16 protein-coding genes are annotated in these 14,704 nt (G+C 59.5%); all 16 read right to left on the minus strand.

Translation table 11 applies throughout. From position 1 onward, the window contains the following. Positions 1–320: 320 nt before the first annotated feature. Complete coding sequence (der, locus tag CLM72_RS23035; RefSeq protein WP_016977675.1) at positions 321–1,790, minus strand: ribosome biogenesis GTPase Der; 1,470 nt, start codon at positions 1,788–1,790, stop codon at positions 321–323. Positions 1,791–1,929: 139 nt separating this feature from the next. Next, positions 1,930–3,081, minus strand: coding sequence for an outer membrane protein assembly factor BamB (gene bamB, locus CLM72_RS23040; RefSeq protein WP_032903676.1), 1,152 nt, complete (start codon positions 3,079–3,081; stop codon positions 1,930–1,932). Continuing rightward, entirely contained in the window at positions 3,074–3,715 is a 642-nt protein-coding gene (locus CLM72_RS23045; RefSeq protein ID WP_003194010.1) for a YfgM family protein, read from the minus strand. The genes bamB and CLM72_RS23045 overlap by 8 nt, the downstream gene beginning before the upstream one ends. Positions 3,716–3,756: 41 nt before the next feature. Then, the gene (hisS, locus tag CLM72_RS23050; protein WP_034128022.1) at positions 3,757–5,046 is read right to left on the minus strand and encodes a histidine--tRNA ligase; all 1,290 of its coding nucleotides are present in this window, start codon (positions 5,044–5,046) and stop codon (positions 3,757–3,759) included. Between the two features lie 23 nt (positions 5,047–5,069). Beyond that, complete coding sequence (ispG, locus tag CLM72_RS23055) at positions 5,070–6,179, minus strand: flavodoxin-dependent (E)-4-hydroxy-3-methylbut-2-enyl-diphosphate synthase (protein WP_003175952.1); 1,110 nt, start codon at positions 6,177–6,179, stop codon at positions 5,070–5,072. 2 nt (positions 6,180–6,181) lie between these two features. Beyond that, positions 6,182–7,168: a RodZ family helix-turn-helix domain-containing protein gene (locus tag CLM72_RS23060; RefSeq protein ID WP_105228358.1), complete on the minus strand. Its 987-nt coding sequence runs from the start codon at positions 7,166–7,168 to the stop codon at positions 6,182–6,184. Next, positions 7,168–7,926: a type IV pilus biogenesis/stability protein PilW gene (gene pilW / locus CLM72_RS23065; protein ID WP_105228359.1), complete on the minus strand. Its 759-nt coding sequence runs from the start codon at positions 7,924–7,926 to the stop codon at positions 7,168–7,170. The genes CLM72_RS23060 and pilW overlap by 1 nt, the downstream gene beginning before the upstream one ends. 12 nt (positions 7,927–7,938) lie before the next feature. Continuing rightward, entirely contained in the window at positions 7,939–9,087 is a 1,149-nt protein-coding gene (gene rlmN, locus CLM72_RS23070; RefSeq protein ID WP_003194014.1) for a 23S rRNA (adenine(2503)-C(2))-methyltransferase RlmN, read from the minus strand. Positions 9,088–9,116: 29 nt separating this feature from the next. Then, the gene (gene ndk, locus CLM72_RS23075; protein ID WP_003175956.1) at positions 9,117–9,542 is read right to left on the minus strand and encodes a nucleoside-diphosphate kinase; all 426 of its coding nucleotides are present in this window, start codon (positions 9,540–9,542) and stop codon (positions 9,117–9,119) included. 92 nt (positions 9,543–9,634) lie between these two features. Continuing rightward, positions 9,635–9,835 (minus strand): Fe-S cluster assembly protein IscX, encoded by a 201-nt coding sequence (gene iscX / locus CLM72_RS23080; RefSeq protein ID WP_034128025.1) that lies wholly within the window; start codon positions 9,833–9,835, stop codon positions 9,635–9,637. A 14-nt stretch (positions 9,836–9,849) separates the two neighbouring features. Further along, positions 9,850–10,191, minus strand: a complete 342-nt coding sequence (fdx, locus tag CLM72_RS23085; RefSeq protein ID WP_032895388.1) for an ISC system 2Fe-2S type ferredoxin — start codon at positions 10,189–10,191, stop codon at positions 9,850–9,852. 3 nt (positions 10,192–10,194) lie between these two features. Then, positions 10,195–12,057 carry a Fe-S protein assembly chaperone HscA gene (gene hscA, locus CLM72_RS23090; RefSeq protein ID WP_014719821.1) on the minus strand — a complete coding sequence of 621 codons (1,863 nt, stop codon included), beginning with the start codon at positions 12,055–12,057 and terminating at the stop codon, positions 10,195–10,197. 51 nt (positions 12,058–12,108) lie between these two features. Beyond that, a complete protein-coding gene (gene hscB, locus CLM72_RS23095; protein WP_034128027.1) occupies positions 12,109–12,630 on the minus strand; it encodes a co-chaperone HscB in 522 nt (173 codons plus the stop codon). A gap of 8 nt (positions 12,631–12,638) precedes the next feature. Beyond that, entirely contained in the window at positions 12,639–12,962 is a 324-nt protein-coding gene (gene iscA / locus CLM72_RS23100; RefSeq protein WP_003209680.1) for an iron-sulfur cluster assembly protein IscA, read from the minus strand. Between the two features lie 28 nt (positions 12,963–12,990). Beyond that, on the minus strand, positions 12,991–13,377 hold the full coding sequence (gene iscU, locus CLM72_RS23105) for a Fe-S cluster assembly scaffold IscU (protein ID WP_003175965.1): 387 nt from the start codon (positions 13,375–13,377) through the stop codon (positions 12,991–12,993). 99 nt (positions 13,378–13,476) lie between these two features. Further along, on the minus strand, positions 13,477–14,691 hold the full coding sequence (locus tag CLM72_RS23110) for an IscS subfamily cysteine desulfurase (RefSeq protein WP_003194019.1): 1,215 nt from the start codon (positions 14,689–14,691) through the stop codon (positions 13,477–13,479). Positions 14,692–14,704: the final 13 nt, after the last annotated feature.

Raw genomic sequence — 14,704 nt, forward strand, 5'->3', positions numbered from 1 at the left:
GGTAAGAACGCAATCCTTCACCACACAACCGCCGGATTTACACAGCCTGATCCTTGACCACAAGAGCTTCGCGGTTTTGTGCCCGCTCGCCCTGATCGGCTTTGCCTTATATCCGGTTCTTGTACATCGGCTCATGGCTTCGATTCACGCTTCCTCCCCACACTCGGTCGCCCTCATGCAGTTGCGCTTCACTTCGTTCGCTGTGGTCAGCTCACGGCGGGACTCTCACCCACAAGATTGCGCCCATGCTGGGCGCACACAAAAAAGGGCTCCAAAGGAGCCCTCTCTTGCAGCTTGTAGCTTACAACTCGAAGCTGCCGTTATTTTTTATCACGGCGCTTCTTGTCGGCCTTCTTGTGGTGAGTCATCAAACGACGCTTCTTGTTCACCTGACGGTCAGTCAGTGTGTTCTTGTTGCCTTCGTATGGGTTCTCGCCACCCTTGAACTCGATACGGATCGGCGTACCGACCAGTTTCAAGACACGGCGGTAGGTGTTTTCCAGGTAACGCACATAGGACTTGGGCACCTTCTCGATCTGGTTACCGTGGATCACGATAATCGGCGGGTTGGCACCACCCAAGTGGGCGTAACGCAGTTTGATCCGGCGGTTGTTGACCATCGGCGGCGCGTGCTCGCCGACCGCATCTTCCAGGATCTGGGTCAGGCGGTTGGTCGGCCAGCGGGTAACCGCGGACTTGAACGAGTTCTGTACGGACGCGTAGAGGTTGCCCACGCCAGTGCCGTGCAGTGCCGAGATAAAGTGGATATCGGCGAACTCGACGAAGAACAGCCGACGTTGCAGCTCGATCTTGACGAAATCGCGCTCGCTCGGCGTCATGCCGTCCCATTTGTTGATCGCGATGACCAGGGCACGACCGGCTTCCAGGGCAAAGCCCAGCAAGTTGAGGTCGTGGTCCACCACGCCTTCGCGGGCGTCCATCACGAAGATCACCACGTTGGCGTCTTTGATCGCCTGCAGGGTTTTGACCACGGAGAACTTTTCAACTTCTTCGTGGATCTTGCCGCGCTTGCGCACACCGGCGGTGTCGATCAGCGTGTACTTTTCCTCGTTGCGTTCGAACGGGATGTAGATGCTGTCGCGGGTGGTACCGGGTTGGTCGTAGACGATAACGCGGTCTTCACCGAGCATACGGTTGACCAGGGTCGACTTGCCGACGTTCGGGCGGCCGATGATAGCGATCTTGATACCGTCTTTTTCGCTCGGGCCAGGAATGCGCTTGGCTTCCTCGCCTTCAGCGACGATCTCTTCCTCGCCCTCTTCTTCCTCGACATCATCCTTTGGGAAGTCGCGCAGGGCGATTTCCAGCATCTGGGTGATGCCGCGGCCGTGAGCACCGGCGACCGGGATCGCATCGCCCAGGCCCATCGGGCTGAATTCGGCACGGGCGGCCTCAGGATCGATGTTGTCGATCTTGTTGGCGACCAGATAGGAACGCTTGTTGCGCTTGCGCAGGTGCTCGCCAATCATCTGGTCAGCGGCGGTATAGCCCGCGCGGGCGTCCACCAGGAACAACACGACATCGGCTTCTTCAATGGCCAGCAGCGACTGCTCGGCCATCTTTTCGTCCATGCCATGCTCGTCACCGGAGATACCACCGGTGTCGACAATAATGTAGGAGCGCCCTTGCCACTTTGCCTCACCGTATTGGCGATCACGGGTCAGACCGGACAAGTCGCCGACAATGGCGTCGCGAGTCCTGGTCAGGCGGTTGAACAAGGTGGACTTGCCGACGTTAGGTCGGCCCACCAGGGCGATTACGGGAACCATGCGGCTCTCCACTTCGTTATTTCAGAAAATACAAAAGCCGCTGCAGGGCAGCGGCTGGTGCTCGGGGCAGCATCGTCAGATGCCGCATGCCTCGCCGAAGCAGGGCCGCCTGGGGGTTACCCCAAGCATAGTCAAACCTTTACTTGATGGTCAGGGCTTCCAGCTTGCCGCCGTTGCCATACACATAAAGCATGTTACCCACCACCAGCGGACGCGCACGCAGGCCGTCGCTGTCGATACGCTGGCGACCGACAAAACGACCGTCCACCTGGCTCAGCAGGTGCAGGTAGCCTTCAAAGTCACCGACCGCGACGTAGCTGGAGAAGACTTCCGGTGCCGACAGTTGACGGCGAGCCAGGGAGTCATTGCTCCACAGTGCAGTGGTGGAACGCTCATCGACACTTTCAACGGTGCCGGATGCCAGGCTCACATAGACGCTGCCAAACCCTTGGGCGACACCCGCATAGCTGGAGGCATCACGCTGCCAGTTGATGCGACCGCTTTGCAGGTCCAGCGCGGCAACACGACCCTGGTAGGTGGCGACGTAAAGGGTTTCACCCGACAGCAACAAGCCGCCGTCGATGTCTACCACGCGATCCAGTTCGGAGCGACCTTGCGGGATGGCCACACGAGTTTCCCAGGCCGGCACGCCGTTCTGGGTATTCAGGGCAACCACTTTACCGGTCGACAGGCCAGCAACGGCCAGGTTGTTGGTCACAATCGGACCACTGGTACCGCGCAGGGTCAACACTGCAGGGGTGCTGTCGTACAACCAGCGTTGGTCCCCGGTGGAGGCATCCAGGCCGATCACGCGGTCGTCCTGGGTTTGCACCACGACTATATCGCCGTTGGTCGCCGGCGCCGAGAGCACTTCACTGGTCACGCGAGCGCGCCATTTCTCTTCACCGGTGCTGGAGTCCAGCGCGACCACGTCACCCTTGAGGGTGCCGATCAGCACCATGCCGTAGCCGACGCCCACACCGCCGGAAACCGGCAGCTCGAGGTCTTTCTTCCACTTGACGTCGCCGTTCATGCGATCCATGGCAACCACGACGCCAGTGGAATCAGTAGCCACGATGTTGTCGCCGTCAATCGCCGGCTGCAACAGGTTGTAGAGGTCGCCCTGCCCATCACCAATGGATTGGCTCCATTGTTTTTGCAGGACCACTTCTTCCTTGAAGCTGGTCAGCTCGGCAGGAGGCAGTTCTTTTTTGCTGTTGCTGCTGCAACCCGCGGCCAAAACGGCCAGAGCCAGCAATGCTGCATGTTTCCAACGGATCACGTCACGCATCCCCTTTGGCCAAGTCGTCGAGCTTGATTTGTAAGCCACCGACCGCCGCTTCATCAGACAGCGCCGCCTTGGCTTTTTGGTACGCAGCATGGGCTTCGTCGGTACGACCCAATTGGACCAACAGGTCGCCCTTGAGCTCTTCGCGAGTGGCCACGAATGCCTTGTCAGCATCGCCGTCGAGCAGTTTGAGTGCTTCGTCAGCCTTGTTCTGCGCCGCCAATACCTGTGCCAGGCGCTGACGTGCGATTTCACCCAGGGTCGGGTTGGTCGGCTTGTCGGCAATGGCCTTCAGCTCGGTGGCGGCGTCATCCAGCTTGCCGGTATCGACCGCGACTTTCGCGACGAACAGGCTGCCGTACTGGGCGTAGGTACTCCCGCCGAATTCGTTCTTCAGCTTGCCGGCCAGGTCTGCCACCTGCGCAGGGTCAGGCTTGCCGTCCGGCGTCAGGGTAGTTTCCAGCAATTGCTGATAAACGATCGAGGCGCCCTGGGATTGGTTGGCCTGATACTTGGTCCAGGCTTGCCAGCCGAACACCACCACTAAAGCCAGCAGGCCGCCAGTGACCAGGGGCTTGCCGTTACGCTGCCACCAGTCCTTGAACTCGGCCAGTTGCTCATCATCAGTACTCGACACCCCAATACTCCTTAATCGCTAAATTCGGCTGTTCGACAGCTTCAACCCTGCACGACGCAGGTGGCCAAGTGCGCAGCGAGCGCATCAAAGGCAATGTTCTGTTGTTCACCCTGGCCACGCAGGGGTTTGAAACCTACCACTTGCTGTGCCAGCTCGTCATCGCCGAGGATCAGTGCGTAAAGCGCACCGCTCTTGTCGGCCTTCTTGAACTGGCTCTTGAAGCTACCAGCGCCGGCATTGATCTGCAGGCGCAGGTTGGGCAGTTGGTCACGTACTTTTTCGCTCAAGGCCAGGGCCGCCAGTTCGGCAGCCTCGCCGAAGGCGCACAGGTACACGTCCACCTGACGGGAAATTTCTTCCGGGACCTGCTCCAGGGTTTCCAGCAGCAGGATCAGCCGCTCGATGCCCATGGCAAAGCCTACGCCCGTGGTCGGCTTGCCGCCCATTTGCTCGACCAGGCCGTCGTAGCGACCACCGGCACACACGGTGCCCTGGGCGCCGAGCTTGTCGGTGACCCACTCGAACACGGTCTTGCTGTAGTAGTCGAGGCCACGCACCAGCTTGGGGTTGATCACGTAGGGAATACCGGCTGCATCCAGACGCGCCTTGAGGCCCTCGAAATGCACCCGGGACTCGTCGTCCAGGTAATCAGCCATTTTCGGCGCATCGACCAGCACGGCCTGGGTGTCGGCGTTCTTGGTATCCAGGACGCGCAACGGGTTGGTCTTCAGACGGCGTTGGCTGTCTTCGTCCAGCTTGTCCAGGTGGGCCGACAGGTACTCGACCAGGGCTTCGCGATAGCGACCCCGGGACTCGCTGGTGCCCAGGCTGTTGAGTTCAAGCTTGACCGCATCGCGGATGCCCAGTTGGCCCCACAGACGCCAAGTCAGCACGATCAGCTCGGCGTCGATGTCCGGGCCGTCCAGGTTGAACACTTCGCAACCGATCTGGTGGAACTGGCGGTAACGGCCTTTCTGCGGGCGCTCGTGGCGGAACATCGGGCCGATGTACCATAGCTTCTGGGTCTGGCCACCACCGGTGATGCCATGTTCCAGTACGGCGCGAACGCACGCGGCAGTGCCTTCCGGGCGCAGGGTCAGGGAGTCGCCGTTACGGTCTTCAAAGGTGTACATCTCTTTTTCGACGATGTCGGTCACTTCACCGATGGAGCGCTTGAACAGCTCGGTGAACTCGACGATCGGCATGCGGATCTGCTTGTAACCGTAGTTATCCAGCAGGCGCGCGACAGTGCTTTCGAAGTAGCGCCACAGTGGCGTCTGCTCCGGCAGGATGTCGTTCATGCCACGAATGGCTTGCAGAGACTTGCTCACATCAGATCCTTAAATTCGTTCAATCAGCCGCGAGCGATCAGCGCTGCGTCAGCGGCGACCTTCTCGGCCGCTTTCTCGCGGATCAGCTTTTCCAGCTCATCCACCAGATTGTCATTCGTTAGCTTCTGCGACGGTTTGCCGTCGATGTAAATCAGGTTCGGTGTGCCACCCGTCAGGCCCACGTGGGCCTCTTTGGCCTCACCCGGCCCGTTGACCACACAACCGATCACTGCGACATCCAGCGGCACCAGCAGGTCTTCCAGGCGCAACTCCAGGTCGTTCATGGTTTTCACCACGTCGAAGTTCTGCCGCGAGCAGCTCGGGCAGGCGATGAAGTTGATACCACGGGAACGCAAACGCAGGGACTTGAGAATGTCGTAGCCGACCTTCACTTCCTCTACGGGGTCTGCCGCCAGGGAGATGCGGATAGTATCGCCAATCCCTTCGGCGAGCAGCATACCGAGACCCACCGCAGATTTCACTGTGCCTGAGCGCAAACCGCCCGCTTCAGTGATACCCAGGTGCAGCGGTTGCACGATTTCCTTGGCCAGCAGGCGATAGGCTTCCACGGCCATGAACACGTCCGAGGCCTTTACGCTGACCTTGAAGTCCTGGAAATTCAGGCGTTCAAGGTGTTCAACGTGGCGCAGTGCCGACTCAACCAGCGCTGCCGGAGTGGGCTCGCCGTATTTCTTTTGCAGGTCTTTTTCCAGGGAGCCGGCGTTGACGCCGATACGGATCGGAATACCGCGATCACGGGCAGCGTCCACCACGGCACGCACGCGGTCTTCACGCCCGATATTGCCGGGGTTGATACGCAGGCAGTCCACACCCAGTTCGGCCACGCGCAATGCGATCTTGTAGTCGAAGTGAATATCGGCAACCAGTGGGACCTTGACCAACTGCTTGATACGACCAAAGGCCTCGGCTGCGTCCATGTCCGGAACGGACACCCGCACGATATCCACGCCAGCCGCTTCCAGACGATTGATCTGGGCAACAGTGGCGGCCACGTCGTTAGTGTCGCTGTTGGTCATGCTCTGCACTGCAATGGGGGCGTCGCCACCCACCGGCACCGAGCCGACCCAGATCTTGCGCGATACGCGACGTTTGATTGGAGATTCGCCGTGCATGACTATTGTCCCAACTTGAGGCGAGCAGTCTCGCCACTGGTGAACGGCGCCACGTCTACAGGCTGGCCGTTGTAGGCCACTTGCGCGCCACGGGCAAAGCCCAGACGCAGCGTCAAAGGAGGCTTGCCGCTCTGGTCAAGCGTATCTCCCTTACGCTTCAAACCGCTGAACAGCACTTTGCCGTTGCCATCGGTGACCTGCGTCCAGCAGTCAGCGATGAAGGTAATTTGTACGCGCCCATCACCGGCGATCAATGCCGGGGTGGTGGGAGGCGACAGCGCCGGCGCTGCGGGTGCGGCTGGCGCAGGGGTCGCAGGTGCGGGCGTTGGAACCGCCGGAGCCTGGGCCACAGGTGCTGCCGGAGCGGTCGGAACAGCCGGAGCCGGTACCGCAGCAGGGGCCGTGCCAGCGTCTGGCGCGGGTTGTTCGGCAGTGGCCGGCGCTTGCGGCGCAGCTTGCCCCTCTACCACGGCCTGGTCTTCCGGCTCGTCCAGGGGGTGAATCTGGGTGGTGCCGTCGGCGCTTTCGACTTCGACATGTTCCATGGCGTTGCTGGTCAGGTCTTTGTTGCGCTGGGAGGTCTGGTCTTGCCACCAGACAAAACCGCCGCCGACCACGGCAATCAGCAACAACAGGCTGACAATCCGCAAAATGGTGTGGGAAACGCGCGTGGGCTCTTCGATGCGCCCCAACCCATGGACATTACTGCCCTGGGCGTCGGTGCCGGTGAACTGGTCGAACGCCTGGACCAGCACGGCTTGGTCGATACCCAGCAATTTTGCATAAGCGCGGATATAGCCGCGGGCAAAAGTGTGCCCAGGCAGCTTGTCGAACGCGCCGGCTTCCAGATTGGCCAACGAGGTACTGGTCAAATTGAGCTTGAGGGCCACTTCAGCCAGCGACCAACCATTGCTTTCGCGGGCCTGGCGCAAGGTTTCGCCTGGGTTGACGCGATTAGCTGCTACATCTTCCGGGTGCGCGGCTTTCATCATTGCTCCGACAGGTATTGCTGATATTCCGGCGTACCGGGATAGAGTCGTTCGAGTTGCTGGCCAAAACGTGCGGCCGTGTCGTGTTCTTCATGAACCGTCGCCAGGCGCACACCGAGCAATAGACTACGTGCATTTTGCCCGCTGAGCAGGCTAAAACGCTCGTAATAGTCACGTGCCGGCACATAATGCCTGTCTTCGTAAGACAACTCAGCCATTTCGAGCAATGCCCGTGGCTGTCGACTGTTCAGGTGCAGGGCTTTTTCCAACTGCTGGCGAGCGCTGTCGCGCTGACCGAGGCGCATCGAGGTCACACCGAGGTTCTCGAACACCCGCGAACGTTGCGGGTAGAGGGTATCGGTGGCAGCTTGCTGGAAATAACGTGACGCCAGGTCGTACCGCTGCTGTTCGAACAGGAAACTGCCGTAGTTGTTCAGCAGCCGCGGATCGGCAGGGCGGGAGGCCAGGGCCTTGTGGAAATAGCGGTCGGCCAGCTCGGGCTCGGCCTGAGCCTGAAACACCAAGGCCAGCGCGGCGTTGGCATCGGCATCATCGGCGTCCAGCTCAAGGGCCTTTTTCAACGGCACCTTGGCCTGCTCGCTCATGCCTTGGCGCAGATACCCCAAACCCAGTTGCACATAGGCAACTCGCGCCTCATCACGGCCTTTATCAGTGCGCAACGGGCTGTCATGGCCCGATGAAACGCAACCGGCCACGAGGCCGGTAAACAGTAAAAGCAGCGCAAGGCGCAAGGGCATAGAGATCCTCTCTCAGATTCGATTCACAGCGATTTGCGGCAAATCTTCAGCGGCGTTAAGTTCGCGCACGGCGATATAACGTTCACTGCGGCGGGTGCGGTCCATCACCTGCCCTACCAATTGGCCACACGCGGCATCGATGTCTTCACCACGAGTGGTTCGCACAGTGACGTTATAGCCGGCCTGGTGCAGTTGATCCTGGAAACGACGGATGGCGTTGTTGCTCGGCCGCTCGTAGCCAGAATGAGGAAACGGGTTGAACGGGATCAAGTTGATCTTGCACGGGGTGTCCTTGAGCAATTCGATCATCTCGACCGCGTGCTCCAGCTTGTCGTTGACGTCCTTGAGCATGGTGTACTCAATGGTCAGCACACGCTTCTCACCCAGGGTCGCCATATAACGCTGGCACGACTCGAGCAGCATCTTAAGCGGATATTTCTTGTTGATCGGCACCAATTGGTTACGCAATGCGTCATTAGGTGCGTGCAGCGACAACGCGAGGGAGACGTCGATGTGCTTGGCCAGCTCATCGATCATCGGTACCACGCCGGAGGTCGACAGGGTCACACGGCGCTTGGAGATGCCGTAGCCCAGGTCGTCCATCATCAGGTGCATGGCCGCAATCACGTTGTCGAAGTTCAGCAGCGGCTCACCCATGCCCATCATCACCACGTTGGTGATGGCACGGTCGACGGTCGCCGGGACGCTGCCAAAGGATTTATTGGCAATCCACACCTGGCCGATGACTTCGGCGGCGGTGAGGTTGCTATTGAAGCCTTGCTTGCCGGTGGAGCAGAAACTGCAGTCCAGGGCACAGCCTGCCTGGGACGAAACGCACAAAGTGCCACGTTTGCCCTGGGGAATGTACACGGTCTCGACACAGCTACCGGACGCCACGCGCACGACCCACTTACGGGTACCGTCGCTGGAAATGTCCTCGCTGACCACTTCGGGACCACGCACCTCGGCAATGGCCTTGAGCTTGTCGCGCAGGGCCTTGCTGACGTTCGTCATGGCGTCGAAATCGTCGACGCCAAAGTGGTGAATCCACTTCATTACCTGACCGGCACGGAAACGCTTCTCCCCGATTGAGTCGAAGAATTTCTCCATTTCCGGCTGAGTCAGACCCAGCAGGTTGGTTTTAACAGTCGATGTAGTCATGGATTCACCCTCACTCTTTAAGCCGATGCTTAGCGAGCGGTTACTTCAGTAGCAGCGAAAAAGTACGAGATTTCGCGAGCAGCAGCAGCTTCGGAGTCCGAGCCGTGAACAGCGTTGGCGTCGATGGATTCAGCGAAGTCAGCACGGATGGTGCCAGCAGCCGCTTCTTTAGGGTTGGTAGCGCCCATCAGCTCACGGTTCAGAGCGATAGCGTTTTCGCCTTCCAGAACCTGAACAACAACAGGACCGGAGATCATGAAGGCAACCAGGTCGCCGAAGAAGCCACGAGCGCTGTGCTCAGCGTAGAAGCCTTCAGCTTCAGCCTTGGACAGTTGCTTGAGTTTCGAAGCTACAACCTTCAGGCCGGCTTTTTCGAAACGAGTGGTGATCTCGCCGATGACGTTTTTTGCAACAGCGTCAGGCTTGATGATGGAGAAAGTACGTTGAACAGCCATGGTGTAACTCCAGAAACGGTAATTTACGAAAAATTAAACCCGCGAATTATACGCGGGTTATTGGGTATTGCCTAACTGCGTAAAAAGGCGGCTCAGTCTGCTTCTTCGATCCACAGGCCTTGAATCGCCTCCAGGACCTTTTCGCCACCCCGGTCAGGGATGTCGTCAAAATCCGGCAGTGCCATTACGAGGTCGCGCAGCTTGACGAAGTTCACGGTAAGAGGATTGACCTCAGGATGAGCTTCAGCAAGTTGTATAGCGATTTCTTGTACATCAACCCATTTCAGGCTCATGACATTTCCTTGAATCAATGCGGCGCTTCGGCTGCATGGTTGAGCGAATATTTCGGGATTTCGACGGTGAGGTCTTCAGTCCCCACTTTCGCCTGACAACTCAGGCGCGACGTCGGCTCCAGGCCCCACGCCCGATCAAGATAGTCTTCTTCAAGGTCGTCAGCCTCATTTAGGCTGTCGAAACCTTTACGAATGATGCAGTGACAGGTGGTGCAGGCATTGACGCCGCCACAGGCACTTTCGATCTCGATGTGGTTGTCATGGGCGACGTCGAGCAGGGACTTGCCGGTCTCAGCCTCCACGACCATGCCCTCAGGGCAATGTTCGGCGTGCGGTAGAAAAGTGACCTGCGGCATCAGTTATTCCTCAATTTCATTCAGGTTGCGGCCCGCCAGCGCGGCTTTAACCGTCTGATCCATACGGCGGGCGGCAAAGGCATCAGTCACTTGCGACAGGCGCTTGGTCTGTTGCTCGATGGCGTAACCATCGTTGCCTTTCATCAGTTCGGCCAGTTCCTGCATCTGCAGGTCAATGACCATGCGTTCTTCGGCATCCAGCAAGCGCTCGCCGTCGGCTTCAAGGGCGCCCTGCACCGCTTCGAGCAGGCGCTGGGCATCCACTTGTTGCTCGCGCAATACGCGGGCGACCTTGTCGTCACCGGCATACTGGAACGAATCCTTGAGCATCTTGGCGATTTCGCCATCGGTGAGGCCGTAGGACGGCTTGACCTGGATGCTGGCTTCAACGCCAGACGCCAGTTCGCGCGCAGCGACACTGAGCAGGCCATCGGCATCAACCTGGAATGTCACGCGAATTTTCGCCGCGCCCGCGACCATCGCCGGAATGCCACGCAACTCAAAACGCGCCAGGGAACGGCAGTCGCTGATCAGCTCGCGCTCGCCTTGCAGCACATGAATCATCATGGCTGTCTGACCGTCTTTGTAGGTGGTGAAGTCCTGGGCCCGTGCGACGGGGATGGTGGTGTTACGCGGAATCACCTTCTCCATCAGGCCGCCCATGGTTTCAAGGCCCAGGGACAACGGGATCACGTCGAGCAACAGCAGTTCGCCGCCGTCTCGCTTGTTACCAGCCAGGGTATCGGCCTGGATGGCAGCGCCGATGGCGACGACTTGATCCGGGTCGATTTCGGTCAATGGTTGGCGCCCAAAGGCTTCGGCTACCGCTTCACGCACGCGCGGCACGCGGGTGGAACCACCTACCATGACCACTGCGCCAACGTCTTCCAACTCGATACCGGAATCACGCACAGCACGACGGCAGGCTTTGAGGCTGCGGGCGACCATCGGCTCGATCAGCGCATCAAAGGCTTCGCGAGTCAGTGGCGCCGACCAGTTACCGTAGCAAACATCAACAGAAGCAGCGTCAGTCAGCGCCTCTTTGGCCGCACAGGCAGTTTGCAGCAGGTTGCGCTGCGCGCCTGGGTCCAGGTCGGCCGACAAGCCGGCACTGCTAATGATCCAGCCAGCAATGGCGTGATCGAAATCATCGCCACCCAAAGCGCTGTCGCCGCCGGTCGCGAGCACTTCAAACACACCGCCGGTCAGGCGCAAGATCGAAATATCGAAGGTGCCGCCGCCCAGATCATAAATAGCGACCAGGCCTTCAGCGTGCTGATCGAGGCCGTAGGCCACAGCCGCCGCGGTCGGCTCGTTGAGCAAGCGCAGCACGTTCAGGCCGGCAAGTTTCGCCGCGTCCTTGGTGGCTTGACGCTGGGCGTCATCGAAATACGCCGGAACGGTGATAACCGCCCCTACCAGCTCACCACCCAAGGTGTTTTCCGCACGCTGGCGCAGCACCTTGAGGATATCGGCCGACACTTCCACCGGGCTCTTGGGCCCCTGGACAGTGTCGATGAACGGCATATGGGACTCGCCGCCGACAAAGCGGTACGGCAGCTGGTCACCCAACTGCTTGACGTCGGACAACCCACGACCCATCAAGCGCTTGACCGACAACACCGTGTTCAGGGGGTCTGCGGACGCGGCGAGCTTGGCCGATTCGCCCACTTCAGTGCGGTCGGCGTGATAACGCACGGCGGACGGCAGGATCACCTGCCCATCAGCGTCAGGCAGTGGCTCGGACAGGCCGCTGCGCAAGGCAGCAACCAGGGAATTGGTGGTGCCCAGGTCAATCCCGACCGCCAGGCGACGCTGGTGCGGTTGAGGGCTTTGGCCGGGTTCGGCGATTTGCAGTAGAGCCATGGTAATCAGGTCTTATCTGTCTATCAGGCGTGCATCACGGGCAGCACTGGGTTAATCGTCGAGGCGCTCTTCTAGCTGGCGCACTTCGTAGGTGAGCTTGTCGAGAAACTGCATGCGCCGCATCAGGCGTTCGGCCTGTTCGCGTTGCGCCGCATCATCCCAACAGGCTGCGAAGCTTTCGTTGAGCTCATCCTGGGCGGTTTTCAGACGACGCTTGAAGACCGCAACACCGGCTATATCGGCTTCGTCCTGCAAGTCTTCGAGCTCTTCGCGCCACTGCATCTGCTGCATGAGGAAGTCCGGATCGTGCACCGTAACTTCCAACGGCAACTCGCCACCGTTCAGCGCGAGCAGGTAACGCGCGCGTTTCGCGGGGCTTTTGAGCGTCTGATAGGCTTCGTTGAGGCTGGCCGATTGCTCAAGGGCCAAGCGCTGCTCACGCTCGGAAGCGTCAGCGAAGCGGTCCGGATGCACCCCACGCGCCAATTCACGGTAGCGCGTGGCGAGCTGCTCAAGGTCCAGCCGAAAGCTCGGCTGCAGCTCGAATAAAGCGAAATGACAAGGAGTACCCACGAGTAGCCTCAGATGTTGAAGCTTTCGCCGCAGCCACATTCACCGCGCACGTTAGGGTTGTTGAACTTGAAGCCTTCGTTCAACCCTTCCTTGACGAAATCGAGTTCGGTGCCGTCCAGGTAGGTCAGGCTCTTGGGGTCGATGATCACTTTCTCGCCGTGACTTTCGAACACCTGATCCTCTTCAACCACCTCGTCGACAAACTCCAGCACGTAGGCAAGGCCGGAACAGCCCGTGGTGCGTACACCCAGACGAATCCCCTCACCTTTACCGCGCCCATTCAGGGAGCGGCGAATGTGCTGCGCAGCCGCTTCTGTCATGCTGATAGCCATCGTTGACTCCTTACTCGTCGCCAAATGCTTAGATCAAGCCTTTCTTCTGCTTGTAGTCGCGAACGGCTGCCTTGATGGCATCTTCAGCGAGTACGGAGCAGTGAATTTTCACTGGCGGCAACGCCAGTTCTTCGGCCAGCTGGGTGTTGCTGATGGTGACAGCCTCATCCAGGGTCTTGCCTTTCATCCATTCGGTCGCCAGGGAGCTGGAGGCGATAGCCGAACCGCAGCCGTAAGTCTTGAATTTGGCGTCTTCGATAACGCCAGCATCGTTGACCTTGATCTGCAGGCGCATTACATCGCCGCACGCCGGGGCGCCGACCATGCCGGTGCCGACATCTGGATCTTCCGCGTTCATCTTGCCGACGTTGCGCGGGTTTTCGTAGTGGTCGATGACCTTTTCGCTGTAAGCCATGGTACTGAATCCTCACTCATCAGGGCCGCTCTGGAACCCTGTAGAAACGCCTGCGTTTTCCGCCACGTTCCTACAGAGCTTGGGTGGCGGCTTCTATAGTTAGTGTGCCGCCCACTCGATCTTGGAAATATCGACACCGTCTTTGTACATGTCCCACAGTGGCGACAGAACGCGCAGCTTGTTGACGGCTTCGCAGACCTTCTGCGCGGCGTAGTCGACTTGCTCTTCAGTGGTGAAGCGGCCGAACGTAAAGCGGATAGAGCTGTGGGCCAGTTCGTCGTTGCGGCCCAGGGCTCGCAGCACGTACGAAGGCTCAAGGGACGCCGAGGTGCAGGCCGAACCGGACGAGACCGCCAGGTCCTTGAGCGCCATGATCAGCGACTCGCCTTCGACGTAGTTGAAGCTCAAATTCAGGTTGTGCGGTACACGAGCGGTCATGCTGCCGTTGATGTACAGCTCTTCAAGGTTTTCGACCTGCTTGTAGAAGCGATCGCTCAGGGCCTTGATGCGCACGTTTTCGGCAGCCATGTCTTCCTTGGCTACACGGAAAGCTTCGCCCATGCCGACGATCTGGTGGGTCGCCAGGGTGCCCGAACGCATGCCGCGCTCGTGACCGCCGCCGTGCATGGTGGCTTCGATGCGCACGCGAGGCTTGCGGCTCACGTACAGCGCGCCGATGCCTTTAGGGCCGTAAGTCTTGTGGGCAGAGAACGACATCAGGTCGACTTTCAGCTTGGACAGGTCGATATCGACCTTGCCGGTGGACTGAGCAGCGTCGACGTGGAGCAACACACCCTTGGAGCGGGTCAGCTCGCCGATGGCGGCGATGTCGTTGATCGTGCCGATTTCGTTGTTCACGTGGATCACCGAAACCAGGATGGTGTCTTCACGCATCGCAGCTTCGATCATGGCAGGGGTGACGATACCGTCGGTGGTTGGCTCAAGGTAGGTGACCTCGAAACCTTCACGCTCCAGTTGGCGCATGGTGTCCAGGACAGCCTTGTGCTCAATCTTGGTGGTGATCAGGTGTTTGCCTTTGGTCGCGTAGAAATGCGCCGCGCCCTTGATAGCCAGGTTGTCGGACTCGGTGGCACCGGAGGTCCAGACGATTTCGCGCGGGTCGGCATTGACCAGGTCAGCGACCTGGCGACGAGCGTTCTCGACCGCTTCCTCGGCTTTCCAGCCGAATACGTGGGAACGGGAGGCCGGGTTGCCGAAGTTTCCGTCGACCAGCAGGCATTCGCTCATTTTTTGCGCGACACGCGGATCAACCGGGGTGGTCGCTGAGTAATCAAGGTAAATCGGCAATTTCATGGACTTTCTCCTA

The sequence above is a fragment of the Pseudomonas sp. MYb193 genome (assembly GCF_002966775.1).
In the GTDB taxonomy this organism is placed as follows: Bacteria; Pseudomonadota; Gammaproteobacteria; order Pseudomonadales; family Pseudomonadaceae; genus Aquipseudomonas; species Aquipseudomonas paracarnis.

What these genes read in the sequence shown, in the direction of transcription:
- der (WP_016977675.1), bottom strand. Translation starts at nt 1,790, where the DNA reads ATGGTTCCCGTAATCGCCCTGGTGGGCCGACCTAACGTCGGCAAGTCC.
- bamB (WP_032903676.1), bottom strand. Translation starts at nt 3,081, where the DNA reads ATGCGTGACGTGATCCGTTGGAAACATGCAGCATTGCTGGCTCTGGCC.
- ispG (WP_003175952.1), bottom strand. Translation starts at nt 6,179, where the DNA reads ATGCACGGCGAATCTCCAATCAAACGTCGCGTATCGCGCAAGATCTGG.
- CLM72_RS23060 (WP_105228358.1), bottom strand. Translation starts at nt 7,168, where the DNA reads ATGAAAGCCGCGCACCCGGAAGATGTAGCAGCTAATCGCGTCAACCCA.
- pilW (WP_105228359.1), bottom strand. Translation starts at nt 7,926, where the DNA reads ATGCCCTTGCGCCTTGCGCTGCTTTTACTGTTTACCGGCCTCGTGGCC.
- rlmN (WP_003194014.1), bottom strand. Translation starts at nt 9,087, where the DNA reads ATGACTACATCGACTGTTAAAACCAACCTGCTGGGTCTGACTCAGCCG.
- ndk (WP_003175956.1), bottom strand. Translation starts at nt 9,542, where the DNA reads ATGGCTGTTCAACGTACTTTCTCCATCATCAAGCCTGACGCTGTTGCA.
- iscX (WP_034128025.1), bottom strand. Translation starts at nt 9,835, where the DNA reads ATGAGCCTGAAATGGGTTGATGTACAAGAAATCGCTATACAACTTGCT.
- fdx (WP_032895388.1), bottom strand. Translation starts at nt 10,191, where the DNA reads ATGCCGCAGGTCACTTTTCTACCGCACGCCGAACATTGCCCTGAGGGC.
- hscA (WP_014719821.1), bottom strand. Translation starts at nt 12,057, where the DNA reads ATGGCTCTACTGCAAATCGCCGAACCCGGCCAAAGCCCTCAACCGCAC.
- iscA (WP_003209680.1), bottom strand. Translation starts at nt 12,962, where the DNA reads ATGGCTATCAGCATGACAGAAGCGGCTGCGCAGCACATTCGCCGCTCC.
- iscU (WP_003175965.1), bottom strand. Translation starts at nt 13,377, where the DNA reads ATGGCTTACAGCGAAAAGGTCATCGACCACTACGAAAACCCGCGCAAC.
- CLM72_RS23110 (WP_003194019.1), bottom strand. Translation starts at nt 14,691, where the DNA reads ATGAAATTGCCGATTTACCTTGATTACTCAGCGACCACCCCGGTTGAT.